At 59.5% G+C, this 16,452-nt stretch carries 18 protein-coding genes, 1 tRNA gene and 1 pseudogene; 8 read left to right on the plus strand and 12 right to left on the minus strand.

Features of this window, described 5'->3' with window-relative positions:
• Window positions 1-22: 22 nt before the first annotated feature.
• The 3 genes from M1D68_RS06635 to M1D68_RS06645 all read left to right on the plus strand — a co-directional run bounded on the left by M1D68_RS06635 (window position 23) and on the right by M1D68_RS06645 (window position 2,924).
• On the plus strand, window positions 23-640 hold the full coding sequence (locus M1D68_RS06635) for a TPM domain-containing protein (RefSeq protein WP_420766745.1): 618 nt from the start codon (window positions 23-25) through the stop codon (window positions 638-640).
• A gap of 282 nt (window positions 641-922) precedes the next feature.
• The gene (locus tag M1D68_RS06640) at window positions 923-2,140 is read left to right on the plus strand and encodes a class I SAM-dependent methyltransferase (protein ID WP_457969727.1); all 1,218 of its coding nucleotides are present in this window, start codon (window positions 923-925) and stop codon (window positions 2,138-2,140) included.
• A 202-nt stretch (window positions 2,141-2,342) separates the two neighbouring features.
• Complete coding sequence (locus M1D68_RS06645) at window positions 2,343-2,924, plus strand: DJ-1/PfpI family protein (RefSeq protein ID WP_457969729.1); 582 nt, start codon at window positions 2,343-2,345, stop codon at window positions 2,922-2,924.
• Between the two features lie 23 nt (window positions 2,925-2,947).
• Here the strand turns inward: M1D68_RS06645 and M1D68_RS06650 are convergent, their stop codons facing one another.
• The 3 genes from M1D68_RS06650 to M1D68_RS06660 form a co-directional block, all read right to left on the minus strand.
• Window positions 2,948-3,967: a DUF4917 family protein gene (locus M1D68_RS06650; protein WP_457969731.1), complete on the minus strand. Its 1,020-nt coding sequence runs from the start codon at window positions 3,965-3,967 to the stop codon at window positions 2,948-2,950.
• Between the two features lie 104 nt (window positions 3,968-4,071).
• Entirely contained in the window at window positions 4,072-5,238 is a 1,167-nt protein-coding gene (locus M1D68_RS06655) for an MFS transporter (RefSeq protein ID WP_457969733.1), read from the minus strand.
• A gap of 12 nt (window positions 5,239-5,250) precedes the next feature.
• Window positions 5,251-6,486, minus strand: coding sequence for an aminotransferase class I/II-fold pyridoxal phosphate-dependent enzyme (locus tag M1D68_RS06660; RefSeq protein ID WP_457969735.1), 1,236 nt, complete (start codon window positions 6,484-6,486; stop codon window positions 5,251-5,253).
• A gap of 365 nt (window positions 6,487-6,851) precedes the next feature.
• Here M1D68_RS06660 and M1D68_RS06665 point away from each other — a divergent pair, with 365 nt between their 5' ends.
• From M1D68_RS06665 to M1D68_RS06675, 3 genes are all read left to right on the plus strand, one after another.
• Entirely contained in the window at window positions 6,852-8,201 is a 1,350-nt protein-coding gene (locus M1D68_RS06665) for a sensor domain-containing protein (RefSeq protein WP_434562762.1), read from the plus strand.
• Between the two features lie 347 nt (window positions 8,202-8,548).
• Entirely contained in the window at window positions 8,549-9,052 is a 504-nt protein-coding gene (locus M1D68_RS06670) for a DUF4142 domain-containing protein (protein ID WP_420766738.1), read from the plus strand.
• Window positions 9,053-9,132: 80 nt separating this feature from the next.
• On the plus strand, window positions 9,133-10,041 hold the full coding sequence (locus M1D68_RS06675; protein ID WP_457969737.1) for an SDR family oxidoreductase: 909 nt from the start codon (window positions 9,133-9,135) through the stop codon (window positions 10,039-10,041).
• Between the two features lie 45 nt (window positions 10,042-10,086).
• On the opposite strand, the gene M1D68_RS06680 is transcribed toward M1D68_RS06675, so the two are convergent.
• Window positions 10,087-10,491, minus strand: a complete 405-nt coding sequence (locus M1D68_RS06680) for a low affinity iron permease family protein (RefSeq protein ID WP_420766736.1) — start codon at window positions 10,489-10,491, stop codon at window positions 10,087-10,089.
• 174 nt (window positions 10,492-10,665) lie between these two features.
• Between M1D68_RS06680 and M1D68_RS06685 the strand changes: the two genes are divergently transcribed.
• Window positions 10,666-10,812, plus strand: coding sequence for a hypothetical protein (locus M1D68_RS06685; RefSeq protein ID WP_434562766.1), 147 nt, complete (start codon window positions 10,666-10,668; stop codon window positions 10,810-10,812).
• 124 nt (window positions 10,813-10,936) lie between these two features.
• Here the strand turns inward: M1D68_RS06685 and M1D68_RS06690 are convergent, their stop codons facing one another.
• The 3 genes from M1D68_RS06690 to M1D68_RS06700 form a co-directional block, all read right to left on the minus strand.
• On the minus strand, window positions 10,937-11,347 hold the full coding sequence (locus M1D68_RS06690; RefSeq protein ID WP_198797116.1) for a type II toxin-antitoxin system HicB family antitoxin: 411 nt from the start codon (window positions 11,345-11,347) through the stop codon (window positions 10,937-10,939).
• Window positions 11,348-11,563, minus strand: a complete 216-nt coding sequence (locus M1D68_RS06695; protein ID WP_420766734.1) for a type II toxin-antitoxin system HicA family toxin — start codon at window positions 11,561-11,563, stop codon at window positions 11,348-11,350.
• 267 nt (window positions 11,564-11,830) lie between these two features.
• On the minus strand, window positions 11,831-12,460 hold the full coding sequence (locus M1D68_RS06700; RefSeq protein WP_420766733.1) for a LysE family translocator: 630 nt from the start codon (window positions 12,458-12,460) through the stop codon (window positions 11,831-11,833).
• A gap of 145 nt (window positions 12,461-12,605) precedes the next feature.
• On the opposite strand from M1D68_RS06700, the gene M1D68_RS06705 reads away from it, so the two are divergent.
• Complete coding sequence (locus M1D68_RS06705) at window positions 12,606-13,082, plus strand: Lrp/AsnC family transcriptional regulator (protein ID WP_434650188.1); 477 nt, start codon at window positions 12,606-12,608, stop codon at window positions 13,080-13,082.
• A 215-nt stretch (window positions 13,083-13,297) separates the two neighbouring features.
• Here the strand turns inward: M1D68_RS06705 and M1D68_RS06710 are convergent.
• The 5 genes and pseudogenes from M1D68_RS06710 to M1D68_RS06730 form a co-directional block, all read right to left on the minus strand.
• A tRNA-Gly gene (locus M1D68_RS06710) sits at window positions 13,298-13,371 on the minus strand.
• A gap of 148 nt (window positions 13,372-13,519) precedes the next feature.
• The gene (locus M1D68_RS06715; RefSeq protein ID WP_457969741.1) at window positions 13,520-14,404 is read right to left on the minus strand and encodes an alpha/beta fold hydrolase; all 885 of its coding nucleotides are present in this window, start codon (window positions 14,402-14,404) and stop codon (window positions 13,520-13,522) included.
• 309 nt (window positions 14,405-14,713) lie between these two features.
• Window positions 14,714-15,406, minus strand: a complete 693-nt coding sequence (locus tag M1D68_RS06720) for a pseudouridine synthase (RefSeq protein WP_457969743.1) — start codon at window positions 15,404-15,406, stop codon at window positions 14,714-14,716.
• A 33-nt stretch (window positions 15,407-15,439) separates the two neighbouring features.
• Window positions 15,440-15,658: a cysteine-rich CWC family protein gene (locus M1D68_RS06725; RefSeq protein ID WP_420766729.1), complete on the minus strand. Its 219-nt coding sequence runs from the start codon at window positions 15,656-15,658 to the stop codon at window positions 15,440-15,442.
• Window positions 15,651-16,268: pseudogene (locus M1D68_RS06730) on the minus strand (GGDEF domain-containing protein); the annotation flags it as partial. The pseudogene M1D68_RS06730 and the gene M1D68_RS06725, both read right to left, overlap by 8 nt.
• Window positions 16,269-16,452 lie beyond the last annotated feature (184 nt).

A 16,452-nucleotide genomic window follows, 5' to 3' on the forward strand; every position in this document is an offset into this window, starting at 1 on the left:
CAATGAGCGGGCATTTTCAAACATGGCATTACTGACTGAACACGAACAGCGCAAAGTGGCCGAGGCGATCGCTCGGGTCGAGCGCGACACCGACGCCGAACTGGTCACGGTGCTCGCCGCCCGCGCCGATGACTACGCCTATATCCCCTTGCTCTGGGCCAGCCTGCTGGCGCTGGTGGTGCCGGGCATCCTGCATTACGTGACGGGATGGCTGAGCGTGCATAGCCTGTTGTGGGTGCAATGGGGTGGTTTCATCGTGCTGTGCCTGATGTTTCGCATTCCTGCCGTCACCACGCACCTCATTCCTCGCTCGGTACGCCATTGGCGGGCTTCCAACCTGGCGCGCCGGCAATTCCTCGAACAGAACCTGCATCACACCGTAGGCAGCACCGGCATGCTCATTTTCGTCTGCGAGGCCGAGCGGTATGTGGAAATTCTGGTGGACGAGGGTATTTCCAAGCGACTCGACAACAGCCATTGGGATGCCATTGTCGGTACGTTCACCCAGCAGGTTCGCCAGGGCCAGACGTTGCAAGGTTTTGTGGCGTGCATCGAGGCTTGCGGCGAATTGCTCAAGGAACACGTGCCGGTGACCCATGCGCGTAATGAGCTGCCGAATCGGTTGGTGGTGTTGGGCTGATTGGCTGCCGGCCACCCTGGCGAAGGCGCCTTTGTGGCGAGGGAGCTTGCTCCCGCTGGACCGCGAAGCGGTCCCCATCGATTCCAGGGTCAGGCAACGGGCTCGCACATCGACGACTGCTTCGCAGCCGAGCGGGCGCAAGCTCCCTCGCCACAAAAGCGCGCTGCCACCTAGATTGCGCTGCGCATTTCGCACCGTTGGGGAAATTCCCCGTGCCCCCGCATCCGATCCCCCCTAAAATACCCGTCATTCCCGATCCGCCCGCCCCGAGGCCGCTTTTCCATGTCCGTCACCGCAACTCCCACCCGTCCCGGGCCGGATCACCACGCTCAGTTCATCGAGCTTTTGCAAACCAGTCTCGAACAAAACGCGTTCATCAAGCTGGTGCTGGCCAAGTACGTCGGTGACGAAAGCGATCTGCAGCGGCTGATCATCAAGCAACTGACCGTCAAGGACCAGCCGTGCCTGTCCTTTGTCTATCGCTACAAGACCCGCGACATCACCAAGAATTTTTCGCTGGCCGAAGGCGTGGATGCCATCGCCACGCTGTTGCCGACTTCGTTCAAGAATGCTCACTTGTTGGCGATTACCGACGAGGCGCAGTTGGAATACAGCAAGAAAGGCAAGAGCTCGCTGTTCAAGAGCAAGCCGCAGCAACTGCGGGAAGTACCGTCCGCCGGGCACAACCGCGAGAAAAACCGCTTCCTCGACCTGAATCGGCCCTTTTTGGCCGACCTGGGGGTGACCAACCATAAGCACGAATTGATCCCGGCCATGTCGCGCAAGTGGAAGCAGATCAACAAGTTCATCGAAGTGTTCAGCCACGCGCTGACATCTTCGCCATTGGCCTTGGACAAGCCGGTGCGAGTCTCGGATTTCGGCTCGGGCAAGGGCTACCTGACCTTCGCCATCCATGATTACTTGCGCAACACCTTGCAGGCCGAAGGCGTGGTGACGGGTGTCGAGCTGCGCGAAGACATGGTCAAGCTGTGCAATGAAGCCGCGGCACGACTGGAGCATCCGGGCCTGAGTTTCCAGCACGGTGACGTGCGCACCGTGGCGCCGAGCGCGGTGGATGTGATGATCGCCTTGCACGCCTGCGACATCGCCACCGATTACGCCATCCACATGGGCATCCGCTCGGGCGCCTCGATCATCATGTGCTCACCGTGCTGCCACAAGCAGATCCGCCTGCAAATCCAGAGCCCGGCGCTGCTCAAGCCGATGTTGCAATATGGCCTGCACCTGGGCCAGCAGGCGGAAATGGTCACCGACAGTTTGCGGGCGTTGTACCTCGAAGCCTGCGGCTATGAGACCAAGGTGTTCGAGTTCATTTCCCTGGACCACACCAACAAGAACAAGATGATCCTGGCGGTCAAACGTCCCGAACCGGTGGAGCCCACCGAACTGCTGGCCAGGATCGACGAACTCAAGGCGTTCTACCACATTACCGAGCACTGCCTCGAAACGCTGCTGCGGGCGGATGGCTACCTGGCCTGACAAACCGACCTGAACCCTGTGGAAGCGAGCCTGCTCGCGAAGAACGATAACGCGGAATATCTGACAAACCGCGCTGCCTGATTCGCGAGCCTGCTCGCTCCCACCCATCAAGTGGTGCAGTCTGTCAGTTAATGGCGGGCTGTCGTTACAGCGGTCTACCTTTAATGCGTCCACTCTCACGCATTCCAAAGGAGCCCATTCCATGGCCGCCAAGAAAATCCTCATGCTGGTCGGCGATTACGTCGAAGATTACGAAGTCATGGTGCCGTTTCAGGTCCTGCAGATGATCGGCCACACCGTCCATGCCGTGTGCCCGGATAAAACGACCGGGCAGACTGTCCGCACGGCGATTCATGACTTCGAGGGCGACCAGACCTACAGCGAAAAACCGGGACATCTGTTCGCCCTCAACCATGACTTCGCCAGCGTCGAGGCGGCCGACTACGATGCGTTGCTGGTGCCAGGCGGTCGCGCTCCGGAATACTTGCGGCTGAATGAAAAAGTCTTGCAACTGGTGCGCGATTTTGACTTGGCGGGCAAGCCGATCGCGGCGGTGTGCCACGGGGCGCAATTGCTGGCGGCGGCGGGCATCCTGGAGGGGCGCGAGTGCAGCGCCTATCCGGCCTGTGCCCCGGAAGTGCGCTTGGCCGGCGGGACGTTCATCGACATCCCGGTGACCGAAGGCCATGTCCAGGGCAACCTCGCCACGGCACCGGCCTGGCCGGCGCACCCGAGCTGGCTGGCGGGGTTCCTGACGTTGCTCGGTACGGCGATTACCCTATAGGGCGCCGGGCCAATCGGAGCGGTCTAGACCTCCACCGGCACCGACAGCTTCGGATCGCCCAGTGGATGGCTCTTGGCATCGAAGAAACGCAGCTCTGTGTCCAAACCCTGGAACAGCTTGGCGTAATGCCGTTTCTGGTGCTGGATGAACGCCTGGCTGCGTGGGTAGATCGAGATGGCGACGGTCTTCGGCGCGGCTTGGCGCAAGGCATCGACAATGTGGCTGTCCTGCTCGCCCAGGGCGTGGCCGAACAGGCACAGATTGTCGTGGTGGTGCAGCAGTTGGTCGTAGCAGAACGACAGATAGTCGCTGCTGCGAATCGTTTTGAGTTTGTCCTGGCTCGGCCCTTCGCTGACCAACAACGGCACATCGTCGAGGGTCTTGATGGTGTTGTTGATGGCGAAGCTGCCCAGCAGCGTGCCTTCGGTGGAGGTGAGCTTGCGTGCCGTGCCGTCCTGGTTGCGCACCAGGTGCAGGCCACCGTGCAGGTACAAGAGACGGGGTTTGTCGAGGTGGGCCTGGCTCAGGTCAAAGCTGTGGTCGGCCCCCAGGAACAGATCGGTGAGGGTTTCGGGCGCTTGTTGGATCGCCCAATAGCTCAGCAGATCGTAGTTGGTGGTAAACACCGTAAGGTAGCGGCCCAGTTCCTGATTGAGGTTCTCCAGGGTCGACGGTTGTACCAACCGCCAAGGAATATGCACCGCATGTACGGTGTTGATCAGCGCTTCCTTGATCGCGTAATAACGATTGCGCGGCGCCGCGGAGCTGACGGCCAAGGCCTTGTTGACCCGACTGGTGGTTTTCAGCGCCCCCAGCACTTGTTCGAAACTGCGTGTCTGCAGCGCGTCGAAGACGCTCAGTTCCGACGCGCTCAAGGGTTTTTCCTCGACGGTGCGGGCGTTCTCGAACAACGAGTCATAGCCGAAATCATCCCACACGGCGCGGCTGGCGCCATTGCCCACCAACAAGCCGCTAAAGGCGGTGTCGGCGCGCAAGGTCTCCCAATCTTCGAGCCGGGCGTCGTATTCCTGGAAATCGGTCATCGCGAAAATCATCTCAAAACGTGGCTAAGGCAGGGCGTGACTTTATCACGACCCAGTCTTGAGCCAGATCGAGATGCGTTTTGAACAGTCGATTTCCTGTGTTTTTACCGACCCGGTCCATTTGGCGTGAACCTGGCGCACAGCGTCGCCGCCGTCGCCAATAACATGCATAAAACCGCGAGTGGCCACGCCTGTTGGCTTAGCAAGAGGCTGGCAATCGCGCCGATCATAGACGCCATCAGCTGGTGCAGGAAACCGCTCAACGCCATGGCGTAAGCGCCGGCGATCGGCGAGCCTTCGTTTGCCAGCGACAGGCTGATCGGATAATTCAACGACTGGCCGAACACCGCGAAGCAGTATGGCAACCAGAACAAAAGCGCGACGCTGCTCAATGAAACGCTTCCTGCCAGCATGGTCGCGCTGCCACCCAGGACCAGGGCAATGCCCCAACCCATCAGCCGGCGCTGGCCCGTGCGCAGCACAAAGGCATTGACCGCGAGCGCGCCCAGCAAGTACGCGCCGCTGATCGGCCAGCCCAACAGCCCATACTCGATGGCAGACCAGTGAAAGCCCTGTTGCAGGATCAGCGGCGCGGCGGTGTTGAAGGCGATGATCACGCCATAACCCAACCCGCCCGCCAACGCAGGCAACAGAAAACCACGATGCTGGAGTATCCGTACGTAGATCCGCCAAGCCGACTGTCCATTGCTGTTTTCGGCAAGTACCGGGAACGCCGCCGTGGACACCGCGGCGGCCATGACCAGGCTGGCCGCGCCCAATCCGAGAAAAATCGCCTCCCATCCAAACGCAGCCTGGATCAGTGAGCCGAGGTACTGGCCGATGCCGAGGGCAACCACGAAGGCGATCGATATCCAGGACAAGGCCTTGGCCAGCAGGTCGCCGCTGAAGCTGTCACGGATCAGCACCCTCGCCATCACCGAAATACCGCTGGCGCCGACGCCCTGGACCAACCTGAACGCCAGGAACGTTTCTATCGTCGTACCCAACGGCAGCGCCAGGTTTGCGAGGCCGTACAGCGTCAATGCCGCCAACAGCACCGGTTTGCGTCCAAGACGCTGGCTCAGGCTGCCCCACATCAGCATCGGCAAGGCCATGCCGGCCAGGTACACCGACAACCCCCACGACACTCGGGATGCATCGGCGCTCAGGGCCTGGGCGATATCCGGCAGGGCTGGCAGATAGATGCTCATGCCCAGCTGTGCCAGGAAGACCGTGGTGCAGGTGACGATCAGTGTTGTACGGTTTTTCATCAAGGGCTCGTTTCAAGGACGGATATCACGGCCGTGGGCCACCAAAAGACTGGTCAGCTGTTCGCAGAACGAACGAATCACGTCCGGCTCCATGTCGGCGCGCAGGGTGATGCGGATCGCGGCCTTGTCTTGCGGCACCACGGGGAAAAAGACCGCTGAAGTGAAATACCCCAGGTCGGCCAACTCCACCGCCAGGCGGGTAGCCAGGGCTGCCTCACCGCAGTGCACCAGGCGGATTGCCATGGGGCTTGCATACTGTTCGGTGCGGATGAGGCTGTCGAAAAAACGGATATTAGCCTGCAAACGTTCTTGCAAGGCGTGGAATTCTCGACTGCGATGCAAGCGGATCGAGGCCATGCCGGCGCCGATAGCCGCCGAATTGAGGCTCTGCGACCAGTTGGCGGGGCCGCCGTAACGCTGCACCAGCGTCTTGTGCCGCTCGCTGCCGAACATGGCCAGCCCGCCACTGGCCCCGAAGGACTTGGCCAGCGAGGCGACGATCAGGGTTCGCTCATCCAAGGCGTGGATCCGTGAGCGTACCCGACCGATGCCGCAGTGCCCCACGGTAGACACGGCATGGGAATCGTCCAAATAAAGGAACAGACCATAGCGCTGTCTGAGGTACAACAAACTGTCCAGGTCCGCCATGCCGCCCATGCTGTAGGCGCCGTCCGTCACGTAGGCCACGTTGCCCTGGCGTTTGCAGACGTCCTCAAGAAAATCCATGTCGTTGTGTGGGCAGGTGAGGACCTGGGTTTCATCCGCACACGCGGCCTTGATATGGTTCATTGAGTAGTGGGCGTGCTTGTCGAACACCATCACCGGCGGGCGGTTTTTCGTCAGCGCGCCGCTGGCCAGCAGCGGCAGGATTCCCGCACTCGCCGCACTGCAGGACAGCGCACTGAGGCAGCTGGCGCCGAACAACTCCGACAGCTGGGTTTCGTATTGGTCCAGGATTGCCAGCCGGCTGCGGTTTCTGGAGTTGGCGACACGCAGTGTTCCTGTTTCCCACAGCGTAGTCATGGCGCCATCCAGCAAGGCGGGGTGGTAATCCAGGCCCAGGTACGACGTGGTGCAAAAGTGATGCAAGGTGCGACCATATTGGTCGATGAGCACGTTGGGAGACTGGACCTCGACGTTCAGTCCAGCGATCTTTCCGTTTTCGGCGTTCTGCCAGTCCCGGTCCGCCAGGGAAATGATTTTGCGATAGTTACTGAAGTGCTGAGTGGGCTGCGCAATCTGGTTCATGGCGTGAATACATTCCTTGGTTAGCGTTGCTGTCCGTGGGGCTTGTGTGTCCAGACTTTACAGACCGATGGGCGGGGCTTTGAATCGGCTGATTCCGGCGTGTTTGAGTGTTACCGGAGACTTCTGCGTAGGACCCTGCCTAGGACCTTGGCCGGGAAATCCATTTGCCATGTCGGAGCTGCTTCCTGGCCTCTGAGCCCGGGGCGTTTGCTATCCTCAGGCGTCTGGGCACCCCGCGTGTCGATACCCTGCGCTATCCTCATCGGTACCGTGGGGGGCGCGTCGGCTTTGCATGCTCCGTCGGCGTCATGAACGGGGGCGACCCGGTTCGCCCATTGCTTGATTACCCGGATGGCTTGCGAGTCATGGACACCCGAAACTCCACGCCGTTGGCCAGTTACCTCGACCTGCTGCTCGATGCCGTCTGCGCCGTCGATGCCCAGGGACGCTTCGTATTCGTCAGCGCCGCCTGCGAGCGTATTTTCGGCTATACCCCCCAGGAACTGATCGGTCGGTCGATGATCGAGCTGGTTCATCCCGCCGATCGCCAACGGACCCTCGAGGCGGCGCGGGAGATCATGGGAGGCGAGCCCAAGCTCAATTTCGAAAACCGCTATCTGCGCAAGGACGGTGGCGTGGTGCACATCTTGTGGTCGGCGCGCTGGTCGGAGGCTGACCAGCTTCGGATCGCCGTGGCTCGCGACATCACCGAGCGCAAGCAGGCGGAATCCAGGCAGGCCGCGTTGTATGCAATTTCCGAGGCGGCCCATGCCGCCGCCGACTTGCTGGCATTATTCAAGCGTATCCACCTCATCATTGGCGAGTGGTTGCCGGCGCTGAATTTCTCGGTGGCGTTGTATGACGAGCAGTGCGCACAGCTCAACTTTGCCTATCACGTCGACGATCGAGAACGACAGCCCGAGCTGCCTGGCACGGCTATCGGGCGCTTGTGCGCCGAAGTGGTACGCAGCGGCCAGCCGATCCTGCTCACGCCCGGTTGCAGCTCGTCGCCCGTGGAATTCTGCGACCTCGTGGCGAAGCCTGATGCGCCTTGCTGGCTGGGTGTACCGCTGAATTCGCAAGGCAGTACGATCGGCGCATTGATCGTCAAGAGTGCTCCGGACAGTGGTCGCTATACGGAGCAGGACAAGGAATTGCTGCAATATGTCTGCGCCCAGATCACCCTCGCCATCGAGCGCCAGCAACTGCACGCCCGGCTTCAGCACATGGCGCAGTACGACCAACTGACCCAGGTACCCAACCGTGAGTTGCTGCGGGATCGGTTCAAGGCCGCGTTGGCCACGGCCCGTGTTGTCTCCGGACGGATGGCGTTGTTGTACATCGACCTGGATCGTTTCAAGCAAGTCAACGACACCTACGGCCATGGCGTCGGCGATATGCTGCTGCAAGCGGTCGCCAGCCGATTGAAGGGGTGCATACGTGACGCCGACACCGTCGCGCGCATCGGTGGCGATGAGTTCGTCGTGTTGCTCCATAGCGTCCACAGCGTGGAAGATGCCGGCAGGGTACAGGAGAAAATTCGTCTCGCATTGGCCCAACCTCTGCGGCTGGACGGCCACTGTCTCAGCATCGAGCCGAGCATCGGTCTGGCCTGTTTTCCTGACCACGGGACCGAAGACGTAACGCTGTTCCGCCATGCTGATGAGGCGATGTACGCAGCCAAGCGCCACAATCATAGGGCTTTCGGCATTTGAATTCGCGCCACCGTTCGTCGTGGCGTGAGCGTTTTTTCCAAACCTTGAATCCCAGGTCACTTCAAATGAATACGGGGCAAGCGTGCCCATCATTCTTTGTTTACGGAGGGTTGAACTATGGGCGGATCAAGCAATATTTATCCGGGAAACATTGCCCACGATCGAACGAAGGTGTCCGAAGCGGGTCGCAAAAGTGGGAGAACCACCATCGCGAGTGTCGATAAAAGTCCGCTGAAAGCCGAGATTGGCCGCAAGCCGGGCGGGACGTCTCGCTGAATGTTCAACGGTGGTTCTGATTTCTGCGGCGCAAAATCCCGTCGCAATATCTTTCAGAGGAGGGCGCGACCATGAGCCGGATGGCCACCTTTTTACGCACCACCAGTGTTGTTGTACTGATGGGCCTGGGTGCCAACAGTGCGTGGGCCCAGTCACCTGTCGAATTCATCAACGATGCATCCGCCAAAGGCATGGCCGACATCGAAGCCAGCCGTGAGGCACATTCGAAGGCGGAGTCACGGGAGGTCAAGGATTACACCATCATGGTGATCAACGACCGCACCACCGCCAACCAACATCTGGCGAAGATCGCCAAGAAACTCGACTTGCCTGTCGCGCCGCGGGAAGTAGTGGCGGACAAAGCGAAGACCCTGCAGCCGCAAGTCGCCGAGGGCGAGTCGTTTGAAGCGGCGTATGCCGCCAGCCAGGTCAAGGCCACTGAGGACGCCATCGCGCAGATCCAGCAGCAGGCCCAGACCACTGACGTGCCGGAGATCAAGGCATTCGCCGACGAAACCCTGCCTAAATTGCAGACGCACCTTGAAATGGCCAGGGCCCTGCAAGCCAGCCGTTGATCTTCGCTGCACCTGTGTCAATTCCAGGGCCGGGGCGCCAACGTCCCGGCTTGTTTTGCCCGCTGAAAAGGAGAACCTCGATGTTTACACGCCGAGAACCCAACCAATACGCGATGCAGAATCCGCTGACCCAATACCCGCGTCCGGAATTTCCCGACCAGCCGCAGTCACCCCCTGGCATTGATCAGGATATGGAACCGCAACCGGATCATGGTGAAAAAAGCTATCAAGGCTTTGGTCGCCTGGAGGGGCGCAAGGCCTTGATCACGGGCGGCGATTCGGGGATTGGTCGCGCCGCTGCCATCGCCTACGCCCGGGAAGGGGCCGATGTCGCGATCAATTATCTGCCCAGCGAAGAGCGCGATGCACAACAAGTCATCGAACTGATCAAGGCTGAGGGCCGCAAGGCCATCGCCATACCAGGCGACCTTAAGGATGAGGCGTTCTGTGTCCAGATGGTGAAGATGGCGCAGCAGCAACTCGATGGCCTGGATATCCTGGTGAATGTCGCCGGTAAGCAGGAGGCGCAAAAAGACATTGCCGACATCACCACCGCGCAATTCGATGACACCATGAAGACCAACATCTATGCGATGTTCTGGATCTGCAAGGCTGCTGTTCCGCTGATGCCAGCTGGGGCAACCATCATCAATACCGCCTCTATCCAATCCTACGATCCGTCCGCGACGCTGCTGGACTACGCCACCACCAAAGCGGCAATCGTGGCGTTTACCAAGGCGCTGGCCGGGCAAGTCATCAGCAAGGGCATTCGTGTCAATGCAGTCGCGCCGGGTCCAATCTGGACCGTGCTGCAACCCAGCGGCGGACAACCTAGGGAGAAGATTCCTACGTTCGGCTCCCAGGTTCCGATGAAACGTCCGGGCCAACCCGCTGAATGCGCGCCGCTTTATGTACTGCTCGCTTCCCAGGAGTCGAGCTATATCACCGGGGAAGTATTTGGCGTGACGGGAGGCAACCCGTTGCCCTGATGCCCAAGGGATGCGCGAGTGGCATGGGCCCCTCGCGCATCAGTATCAGCATTGGTTCAGGTCTACCTTTTTTTCCTGTTCGACGCCATCAAGGCTCTTGGCGTCGACCTTGCCCATGTCCTGATACCGCTTCCTCAACGCTTCAAGTTGTTTGAGATCAAGCGACTCGAGACCAAGCATCGCGTTCTGCGCATCCTTGGACGCCCGAAGCAATTCATCCACTTTCAGGTGCAGGATATCCGTATCGCGGTTCTGCGTATTCTGGATGAGGAACACCATCAGGAAGGTGATGATCGTGGTCGAGGTGTTGATGATCAGTTGCCAGGTATCGTTGAAACCGAACAAAGGTCCGCTGGCAGCCCAGAGCACCAACAGCACGATGGCCCCTAGGAAGGTCTTGGGGCTCCCGGCCCAGAGGGATAGTTTTTGAGCGATTTTGGCGAACGTCATTGCTGTGTTTCCTTTTGGGATGCACCTGTCTGGTGAGACAGCAACGAGGCGGTGAAAATTCTACTTACATTTCAATCGCAAGGTCCCTTACGTTCATCGTGCAGCACGATGACAGTCGCAACCATTGCCGCTGCCACGGGTCACTCATGAAAGCCCTCAGCATTGGAGTACATCATGAATATCGCCCGCACCCTTTGCCTCGCCTGCTGCCTGTTCGCTTTGCAAGGCTGCTTCGACAACTCGGGTAACGAGACCAAGGACAACACCGACGGCAGCAAGTCTTCGGTGCAGATGCAGGAGTCCAAGTCGGAGAGCAAGTAGAATCGGTGAAACGGTGGGAGCGAGCTTGCTCGTGATGGCTCTGTGTCAGACAACCTGATATCGCTGACCCTACGCCATCGCGAGCAAGCTCGCTCACACCGGTTCGTGTTTCGTCAGTGATTGCTCATCGCCCTTGCTGCAGCACCTTCAGCGCTGCCGACGCGAGGAAGCCGGAGCGGCTCTTCTCTTCGGGATGGTGCAATACATATTCATCAATCCGGTTGAGCAGGTAGCCGGGTAACGTGATGTTGAGTTTCTGCGCCTTGCCCAGGTACTTGGTCACATCGATGTCCACCAGCGCCCAGGTGCAACCGGCGTATTGTGGGTTGGCTGCGTGCAGGGTAACGGTGTTGGCCGATGGAATGGGCGAACCGTCTTCGGCCAGAATCTCGAAATGACCCTCGATGGCCTCCCGCGCCATCGCCATGGCCTCGTCCAGGTCGTCACCTGCGGAAAAACAACCGGGAATATCCGGCACTTCCACACCCCAGGCGTGCTTGTCATCGCCCATGGAAATCGCAATTGGGTAAAGCATTCAATCGTCCTCTGGAAAAGCGCGGCAACCAGGCGTCTGGAGAAGGGCCTGTTGCAAGATACTGATAGCCGTCTTCTTGAGCAGGTCCTTCTTGGGATGAGGAACCGTAACCAGCCCCGGTTTGGTTGGGTGTTTGAAGTGATGGTGACTGCCTCGGATACGCACCAGATACCAACCATCCGCAACAATTTGGCTTATCAAAAATCGGCTGTTCACAACACCTCCCTGTGGTGTCATCGGTAAGTACTATACCTACTGAAGAAAAATGATCAACACCATAACCACCATTGAGGACGGTTGGGGCTGGCGAGCTCTTTGCTTGAAGTCTAGGAGCAGCGTCACGCTAGGGTGGGAAAGGGCGGGTTGGCTTTATTTCGGGATGTGAGACGGGGTCGTTGATATTGACGTGGCGAGGGAGCTTGCTGCCGCTGGGCTGCGGAGCAGCCCTGGTTTTTCAGCGTATCCGCTACAAATCCATAGGACTCACGACTGCTGCACAAACGTCAGCCGGACCGCAAAACCGATCAGCAAACCACCAAACACCCATCGCTGCACGCGCTGGGCCGAAGGCGAGCGTTGGAGCCATCGCCCAAGCGCTACACCGATCAATGCATAAGCGCTGTCGAACAGCAGGCCAACGCCGACCAGTACTACACCCAATATCGCGAATTGCCCCAACACCGGCCCGTCCTGTGGATCGATGAATTGCGGGAGCAAAACCGAGCAGAACAGCAACGCCTTGGGGTTGAGCAAATTCGTCAACAGACCGCGCCGGATCGCCTGATGCCATTGCCGCTTCTCGATTTCAGCGGCGGCTCCTTCGAAGCGGGGCAACAACGTCGTCCGCAAACATTGAAACCCGATCCAGGCCAGATAAGCAGCCCCGGCCAGGCGCACCGCATCAAACGTCCACGGCGCCGTCTTGAACAATACCGAAAGGCCCATCGCTGCCAGCGCGACATGACATGCCCGGGCGACGCCCAATCCCAGCGCCGTTGCCAATGCCACGCCTTTGCCCTGTCGAGCGCCGGTTTGCAGCACCAGGATCATGTCCGGCCCAGGCAGTAGATACGCCACCGTCAATGCCATGAAAAACAACCAGAGCCCTGTCATTGCAAGCCCTCCGCATTCTGTAGATTGGAGACGCCAGTCTAGGGTCGAAGGGCAGGGCAGGTGGTTGCGTAGTCAGCTTCTAAAGCTCTTGAAATTGGCATAACCTGCCACTTAATCGAATGATTGAAACGGATAATGCCAAATTATGAAATTGGATACGTTCGACCGCAAAATCCTGACGGCACTGCAACGGGACGGTAGGCTGAGCAACGTGCAACTGGCCGAAGAAATCGGCTTGTCTCCCTCACCCTGTCTGCGTCGCGTGCGGATGCTTGAAGAGGCGGGGGTGATTCGCGGTTATCAAGCCATCCTGGATCGCGATGAAGTGGGACTTGGGATGACGATTTTCGTTGGCATCAAGGTCGAACGGCACACCGACGAGCGAGCCGAGGCTTTCCGTCAGGCGGTGACCGCGCTGCCCGAAGTGATCTCGGCGTTCCTGGTGTCCGGTGAGTCCGACTTCTTGCTGCAAGTGGTGGTGCCTGACCTGCGAGCCTATGACCGTTTTGTCACGGGCAAGCTGCTGAAGTTGCCGGGGGTCAGTGATATTCGCAGCAATTTCGCGATCAACACGGTGAAGGCGCCGGGGCCGCTGCCGTTGGGGCATTTGGGTGGGGATTGAGGCGGTTGTCTGTCGTAAGCAACTTGCTGTTTTATGTCGACGAACCAAGCGCTGATCATCCGCCGCCTTACCGCCGTTATGGAAAATAATAAATGACTCGGCGTAAGCGTCAGGAAAGAAACCCCACAAACCCCAGGCCAAAAAAACCGGCCACCAAGAGCCGGTTTTTTCAATCTCCCGTCAAAAACCACCACGACGCGAGACCAGAATTCGATTGGAGCGGGTGAAGGGAATCGAACCCTCGTTATCAGCTTGGGAAGCTGGAGTAATGCCATTATACGACACCCGCTCAGAGCGGCTGACTTTGTACCAGATGTCGCCTTGGATTTGAAGTTTTTCTTTCCGGCCGGTCAGGTCATCCGTCTGCGCAAGCCTTAAAGCAGAGCGGTCGTCGCGGGCAAGCCTCGTTGTGGGAGGCTCGCTCGCGATGACTTTTTTCAGATAGCCAGTGCATGGTAGTCCTGCACATAGCTGTAGCGCGGTCGGCTTTCGTGGCGGGTCGGCTTGAGGAAGCCCAGCAACGCGTCGCGGCTGTCGCGGCAGGCGGCTTTGTGTTCCATGTCCAGGAAGTGGCCGGTCGCTTGCAACGTGGTGAAGCTGCTGTGCTGGACGTGGTCGGCGAAGAGCCTGGCGTCGGTTGCCGAGGTGTACTCGTCCCATTCGCCGTTCAGGAACAGCACCGGAACGTTGACCTTCCTGGCTGCGTTGACGTAGCACTGCTGGTCGCTGTGAAGCACGTCGTTGATGTGAAAGTGCATCTGTCCGTATTCATGCTCGGCCAGGTTGCTGACGTGGCGATAGTTGAAGCGCTTGAACAGGGGCGGCAGGTGCTTGCCGATGGTGCTGTTGACCAAATGTCCAACAAGGTCGCCGTCCAGGCTGCTGAGGTAGTCGACACCGCGTTCCAGGTAGTCGCGCATCGGCATGTTGAGCACCGGTGAGAACGAGCTGATGACGGCTTTTTCGATGCGCCGCGGGCGGTGGGCCAGTGCCGTCAGCGCGGCCGCGCCGCCCCACGAAAAGGACAGCACGTGTTCGGCGGCGAAGTGGTCGATCAACTCCAGGAGGATCTGCCCTTCGATTTCCTTCGTGAGCATTTTCTCGTGACGGTTATGGGCCTTGGACTTGCCCGCGTAGGGCTGGTCGTACAGCACGACGTTGAATTGCGGGTAGAGGTTCTTGGCGGTCTGGGCAAACGACGCGGTGGTGGCCATCGAGCCGTTGACCAGGATGATGGTCTTTTGCGCGGCGTCTGCGCGATAGAACTCCGTGTAAACCCGATACTGACCCTGTATATCCAGCACAGCGATTTCTGGCCTCATGTCATAAGACTCCTGGCAAGCGGGTATGCGCGCAATGAGATTGCACGGGCAATGTGACAGGTAGGCATACGCCTGGAAGATAAGGCCCATGTCGATCCATGACATTCGGTCGACGGGTATTGTTATGGCGGGCAGTTTGCCGGAGGGATGGGGCGGAACCTGGGGGCTCCAGCCGGCAAAAAGTTTCTTAGAGGTATGAGGTGACTCGTCGGTCACATTTCGGCCGACGGTTTGATTCAAGCAGGGGGTCGAGCGTTGCGCAAGTGCTCTTTGAAAATTGTCCGGCACTTCTGCCCAGCGGTCGTTGGCTCAGACCAGGCAGATCTCCTCGGGGCCAAGGGCACGGTAGCGACCGGGCTCGAGATCCGAGTCCAGCACCAGGGGGCCCATGCTCTCGCGGTGCAGGCGCAGCACCTTGTTATTGAAGTGACCGAACATGCGCTTGACCTGGTGGTAGCGACCTTCAACGATGCTCAATCGCGCGGACTTCGGCCCTAGCAGCGTCAGTTGCGCCGGTTGCGTGGTCAGGTCTTCGAATCCGAAATACAGGCCTTTGGCAAAGGTGGGGGCGTACTCGGCGGTGAGGGGCTGCTCGGTCTCGACGTAGTAGACCTTCGGCAGTTTGGTTTGCGGTTGGGTCAGGCGCCGCGACCAACTGCCATCGTTGGTGATCAGCATCAGCCCGGTGGTGTTGAAATCCAGGCGGCCGGCGATGTGCAAGTCGTCCTTGTCCGGCTCGTCCAGTAGATCGAGCACGGTGCGGTGCTGTGGATCGCGGGTGGCACTGACGCAGCCAGGCGGCTTGTGCAGCATGAAGTACCGCGCGGGTCGGCCTGCTTGCAATACGTCACCATCGACTTCGACGTGGCTGAACTCGCGCACCGGCGCGTGTGGGTCGGTGACGGTCTGGCCATCGATACGCACCCGACGCCCCACCAGGAGCAGGCGGACCTGCTGCCGATTGAAACGCGGCAGATTACTGAGGAAACGGTCAACGCGCATGGGACGTTCAGGCCAGGAAGCGGGGGCGCAATATTACGCGATCGGTCGCGGATTGGCGCGCAACTGGTCGTCGACCTGAGCGCACCGTGGGCACAGGCAGGATTTGTTCCGTAGCTCGGCCGGCAATGCCAGGAGCACAGCCGGGTCGATGCTGACGCCATAGCACCAGCAGGCGCGGTCGGCGGTCCTCGGATCGGCGAGGGTGCAGTCGTTGGCGCCGCCGCAGGCCGGGCAATGGTCAGGTTCATTCATAGCTGGAGTGAGGCATTTCCACGCAGGTTCGGTTGTTGCCGGTTTGTCGGGCGCGTTGCAGCGCATGATCGGCTCGGGACAGCAGGCTATGCAAGGTGTCTTTGTCCTGCAAGGTGGTCAGGCCGATGCTGACGGTGACCTGCAATTGTTTCCCGCTGCAAAAGTAGCGCTGCAACTCGATGCGCTGGCGAATTTTCTCAGCGATTTTCAGACCGTTCTGTCCATCGGTGTCCTTGAGTAGCATGACGAAGGCGTCTGTGCCCCACCGACACACGATGTCCGAGTGCCGCAATGTGTCGGTCAGGTCGTGGGCGAAACCGCTCAGCAATTGGTCGCTGACGACATGGCCGTGGGTGGCATCCAGTTGTTTGAAAGCATCCACCTCCAGCAACAACGCGCTCAAGGGCTTGGGTTCTCGCTGGGCTTCGTGCAGTGCTTGCACCGCCAGCAGGTCGAAGCCCCGGCGATTGGGCAGTTCCGTCAGCCCATCCAGAATCGCTTGGGCGTCGATCCGGCGTTGGAAACTGGCGATCAGCCGATAAAGCATGACGAACACCGTCACCGTGACCAGTAGGCCGATCAGGAGGTTGACGTACAACGCCTTGAGGATGTTGTCCTTGAGTGACGTGTTGGCGGCGTAATAAGCCAACAGCGAAGTCAGCAGGAAGGCGGCACCCAGCAAAACGGCGAGCATCAGCACCGGTGAGCGCTGGGAATACAGCGGCGAACGAAGCGACATGGCGATTCCTCAGGAGTGACCCGATGGAATCAGTTTAGTGGCCTTGTGAGAAAAG

The sequence above is a fragment of the Pseudomonas sp. R4-84 genome (assembly GCF_054130985.1).

What these genes read in the sequence shown, in the direction of transcription:
- M1D68_RS06635 (WP_420766745.1), top strand. Translation starts at nt 23, where the DNA reads ATGGCATTACTGACTGAACACGAACAGCGCAAAGTGGCCGAGGCGATC.
- M1D68_RS06690 (WP_198797116.1), bottom strand. Translation starts at nt 11,347, where the DNA reads ATGCTTTACCCAATTGCGATTTCCATGGGCGATGACAAGCACGCCTGG.
- M1D68_RS06650 (WP_457969731.1), bottom strand. Translation starts at nt 3,967, where the DNA reads ATGACCGATTTCCAGGAATACGACGCCCGGCTCGAAGATTGGGAGACC.
- M1D68_RS06665 (WP_434562762.1), top strand. Translation starts at nt 6,852, where the DNA reads ATGGACACCCGAAACTCCACGCCGTTGGCCAGTTACCTCGACCTGCTG.
- M1D68_RS06715 (WP_457969741.1), bottom strand. Translation starts at nt 14,404, where the DNA reads ATGAGGCCAGAAATCGCTGTGCTGGATATACAGGGTCAGTATCGGGTT.
- M1D68_RS06705 (WP_434650188.1), top strand. Translation starts at nt 12,606, where the DNA reads ATGAAATTGGATACGTTCGACCGCAAAATCCTGACGGCACTGCAACGG.
- M1D68_RS06670 (WP_420766738.1), top strand. Translation starts at nt 8,549, where the DNA reads ATGAGCCGGATGGCCACCTTTTTACGCACCACCAGTGTTGTTGTACTG.
- M1D68_RS06725 (WP_420766729.1), bottom strand. Translation starts at nt 15,658, where the DNA reads ATGAATGAACCTGACCATTGCCCGGCCTGCGGCGGCGCCAACGACTGC.
- M1D68_RS06685 (WP_434562766.1), top strand. Translation starts at nt 10,666, where the DNA reads ATGAATATCGCCCGCACCCTTTGCCTCGCCTGCTGCCTGTTCGCTTTG.
- M1D68_RS06640 (WP_457969727.1), top strand. Translation starts at nt 923, where the DNA reads ATGTCCGTCACCGCAACTCCCACCCGTCCCGGGCCGGATCACCACGCT.
- M1D68_RS06720 (WP_457969743.1), bottom strand. Translation starts at nt 15,406, where the DNA reads ATGCGCGTTGACCGTTTCCTCAGTAATCTGCCGCGTTTCAATCGGCAG.
- M1D68_RS06675 (WP_457969737.1), top strand. Translation starts at nt 9,133, where the DNA reads ATGTTTACACGCCGAGAACCCAACCAATACGCGATGCAGAATCCGCTG.
- M1D68_RS06655 (WP_457969733.1), bottom strand. Translation starts at nt 5,238, where the DNA reads ATGAAAAACCGTACAACACTGATCGTCACCTGCACCACGGTCTTCCTG.
- M1D68_RS06700 (WP_420766733.1), bottom strand. Translation starts at nt 12,460, where the DNA reads ATGACAGGGCTCTGGTTGTTTTTCATGGCATTGACGGTGGCGTATCTA.
- M1D68_RS06645 (WP_457969729.1), top strand. Translation starts at nt 2,343, where the DNA reads ATGGCCGCCAAGAAAATCCTCATGCTGGTCGGCGATTACGTCGAAGAT.
- M1D68_RS06660 (WP_457969735.1), bottom strand. Translation starts at nt 6,486, where the DNA reads ATGAACCAGATTGCGCAGCCCACTCAGCACTTCAGTAACTATCGCAAA.
- M1D68_RS06680 (WP_420766736.1), bottom strand. Translation starts at nt 10,491, where the DNA reads ATGACGTTCGCCAAAATCGCTCAAAAACTATCCCTCTGGGCCGGGAGC.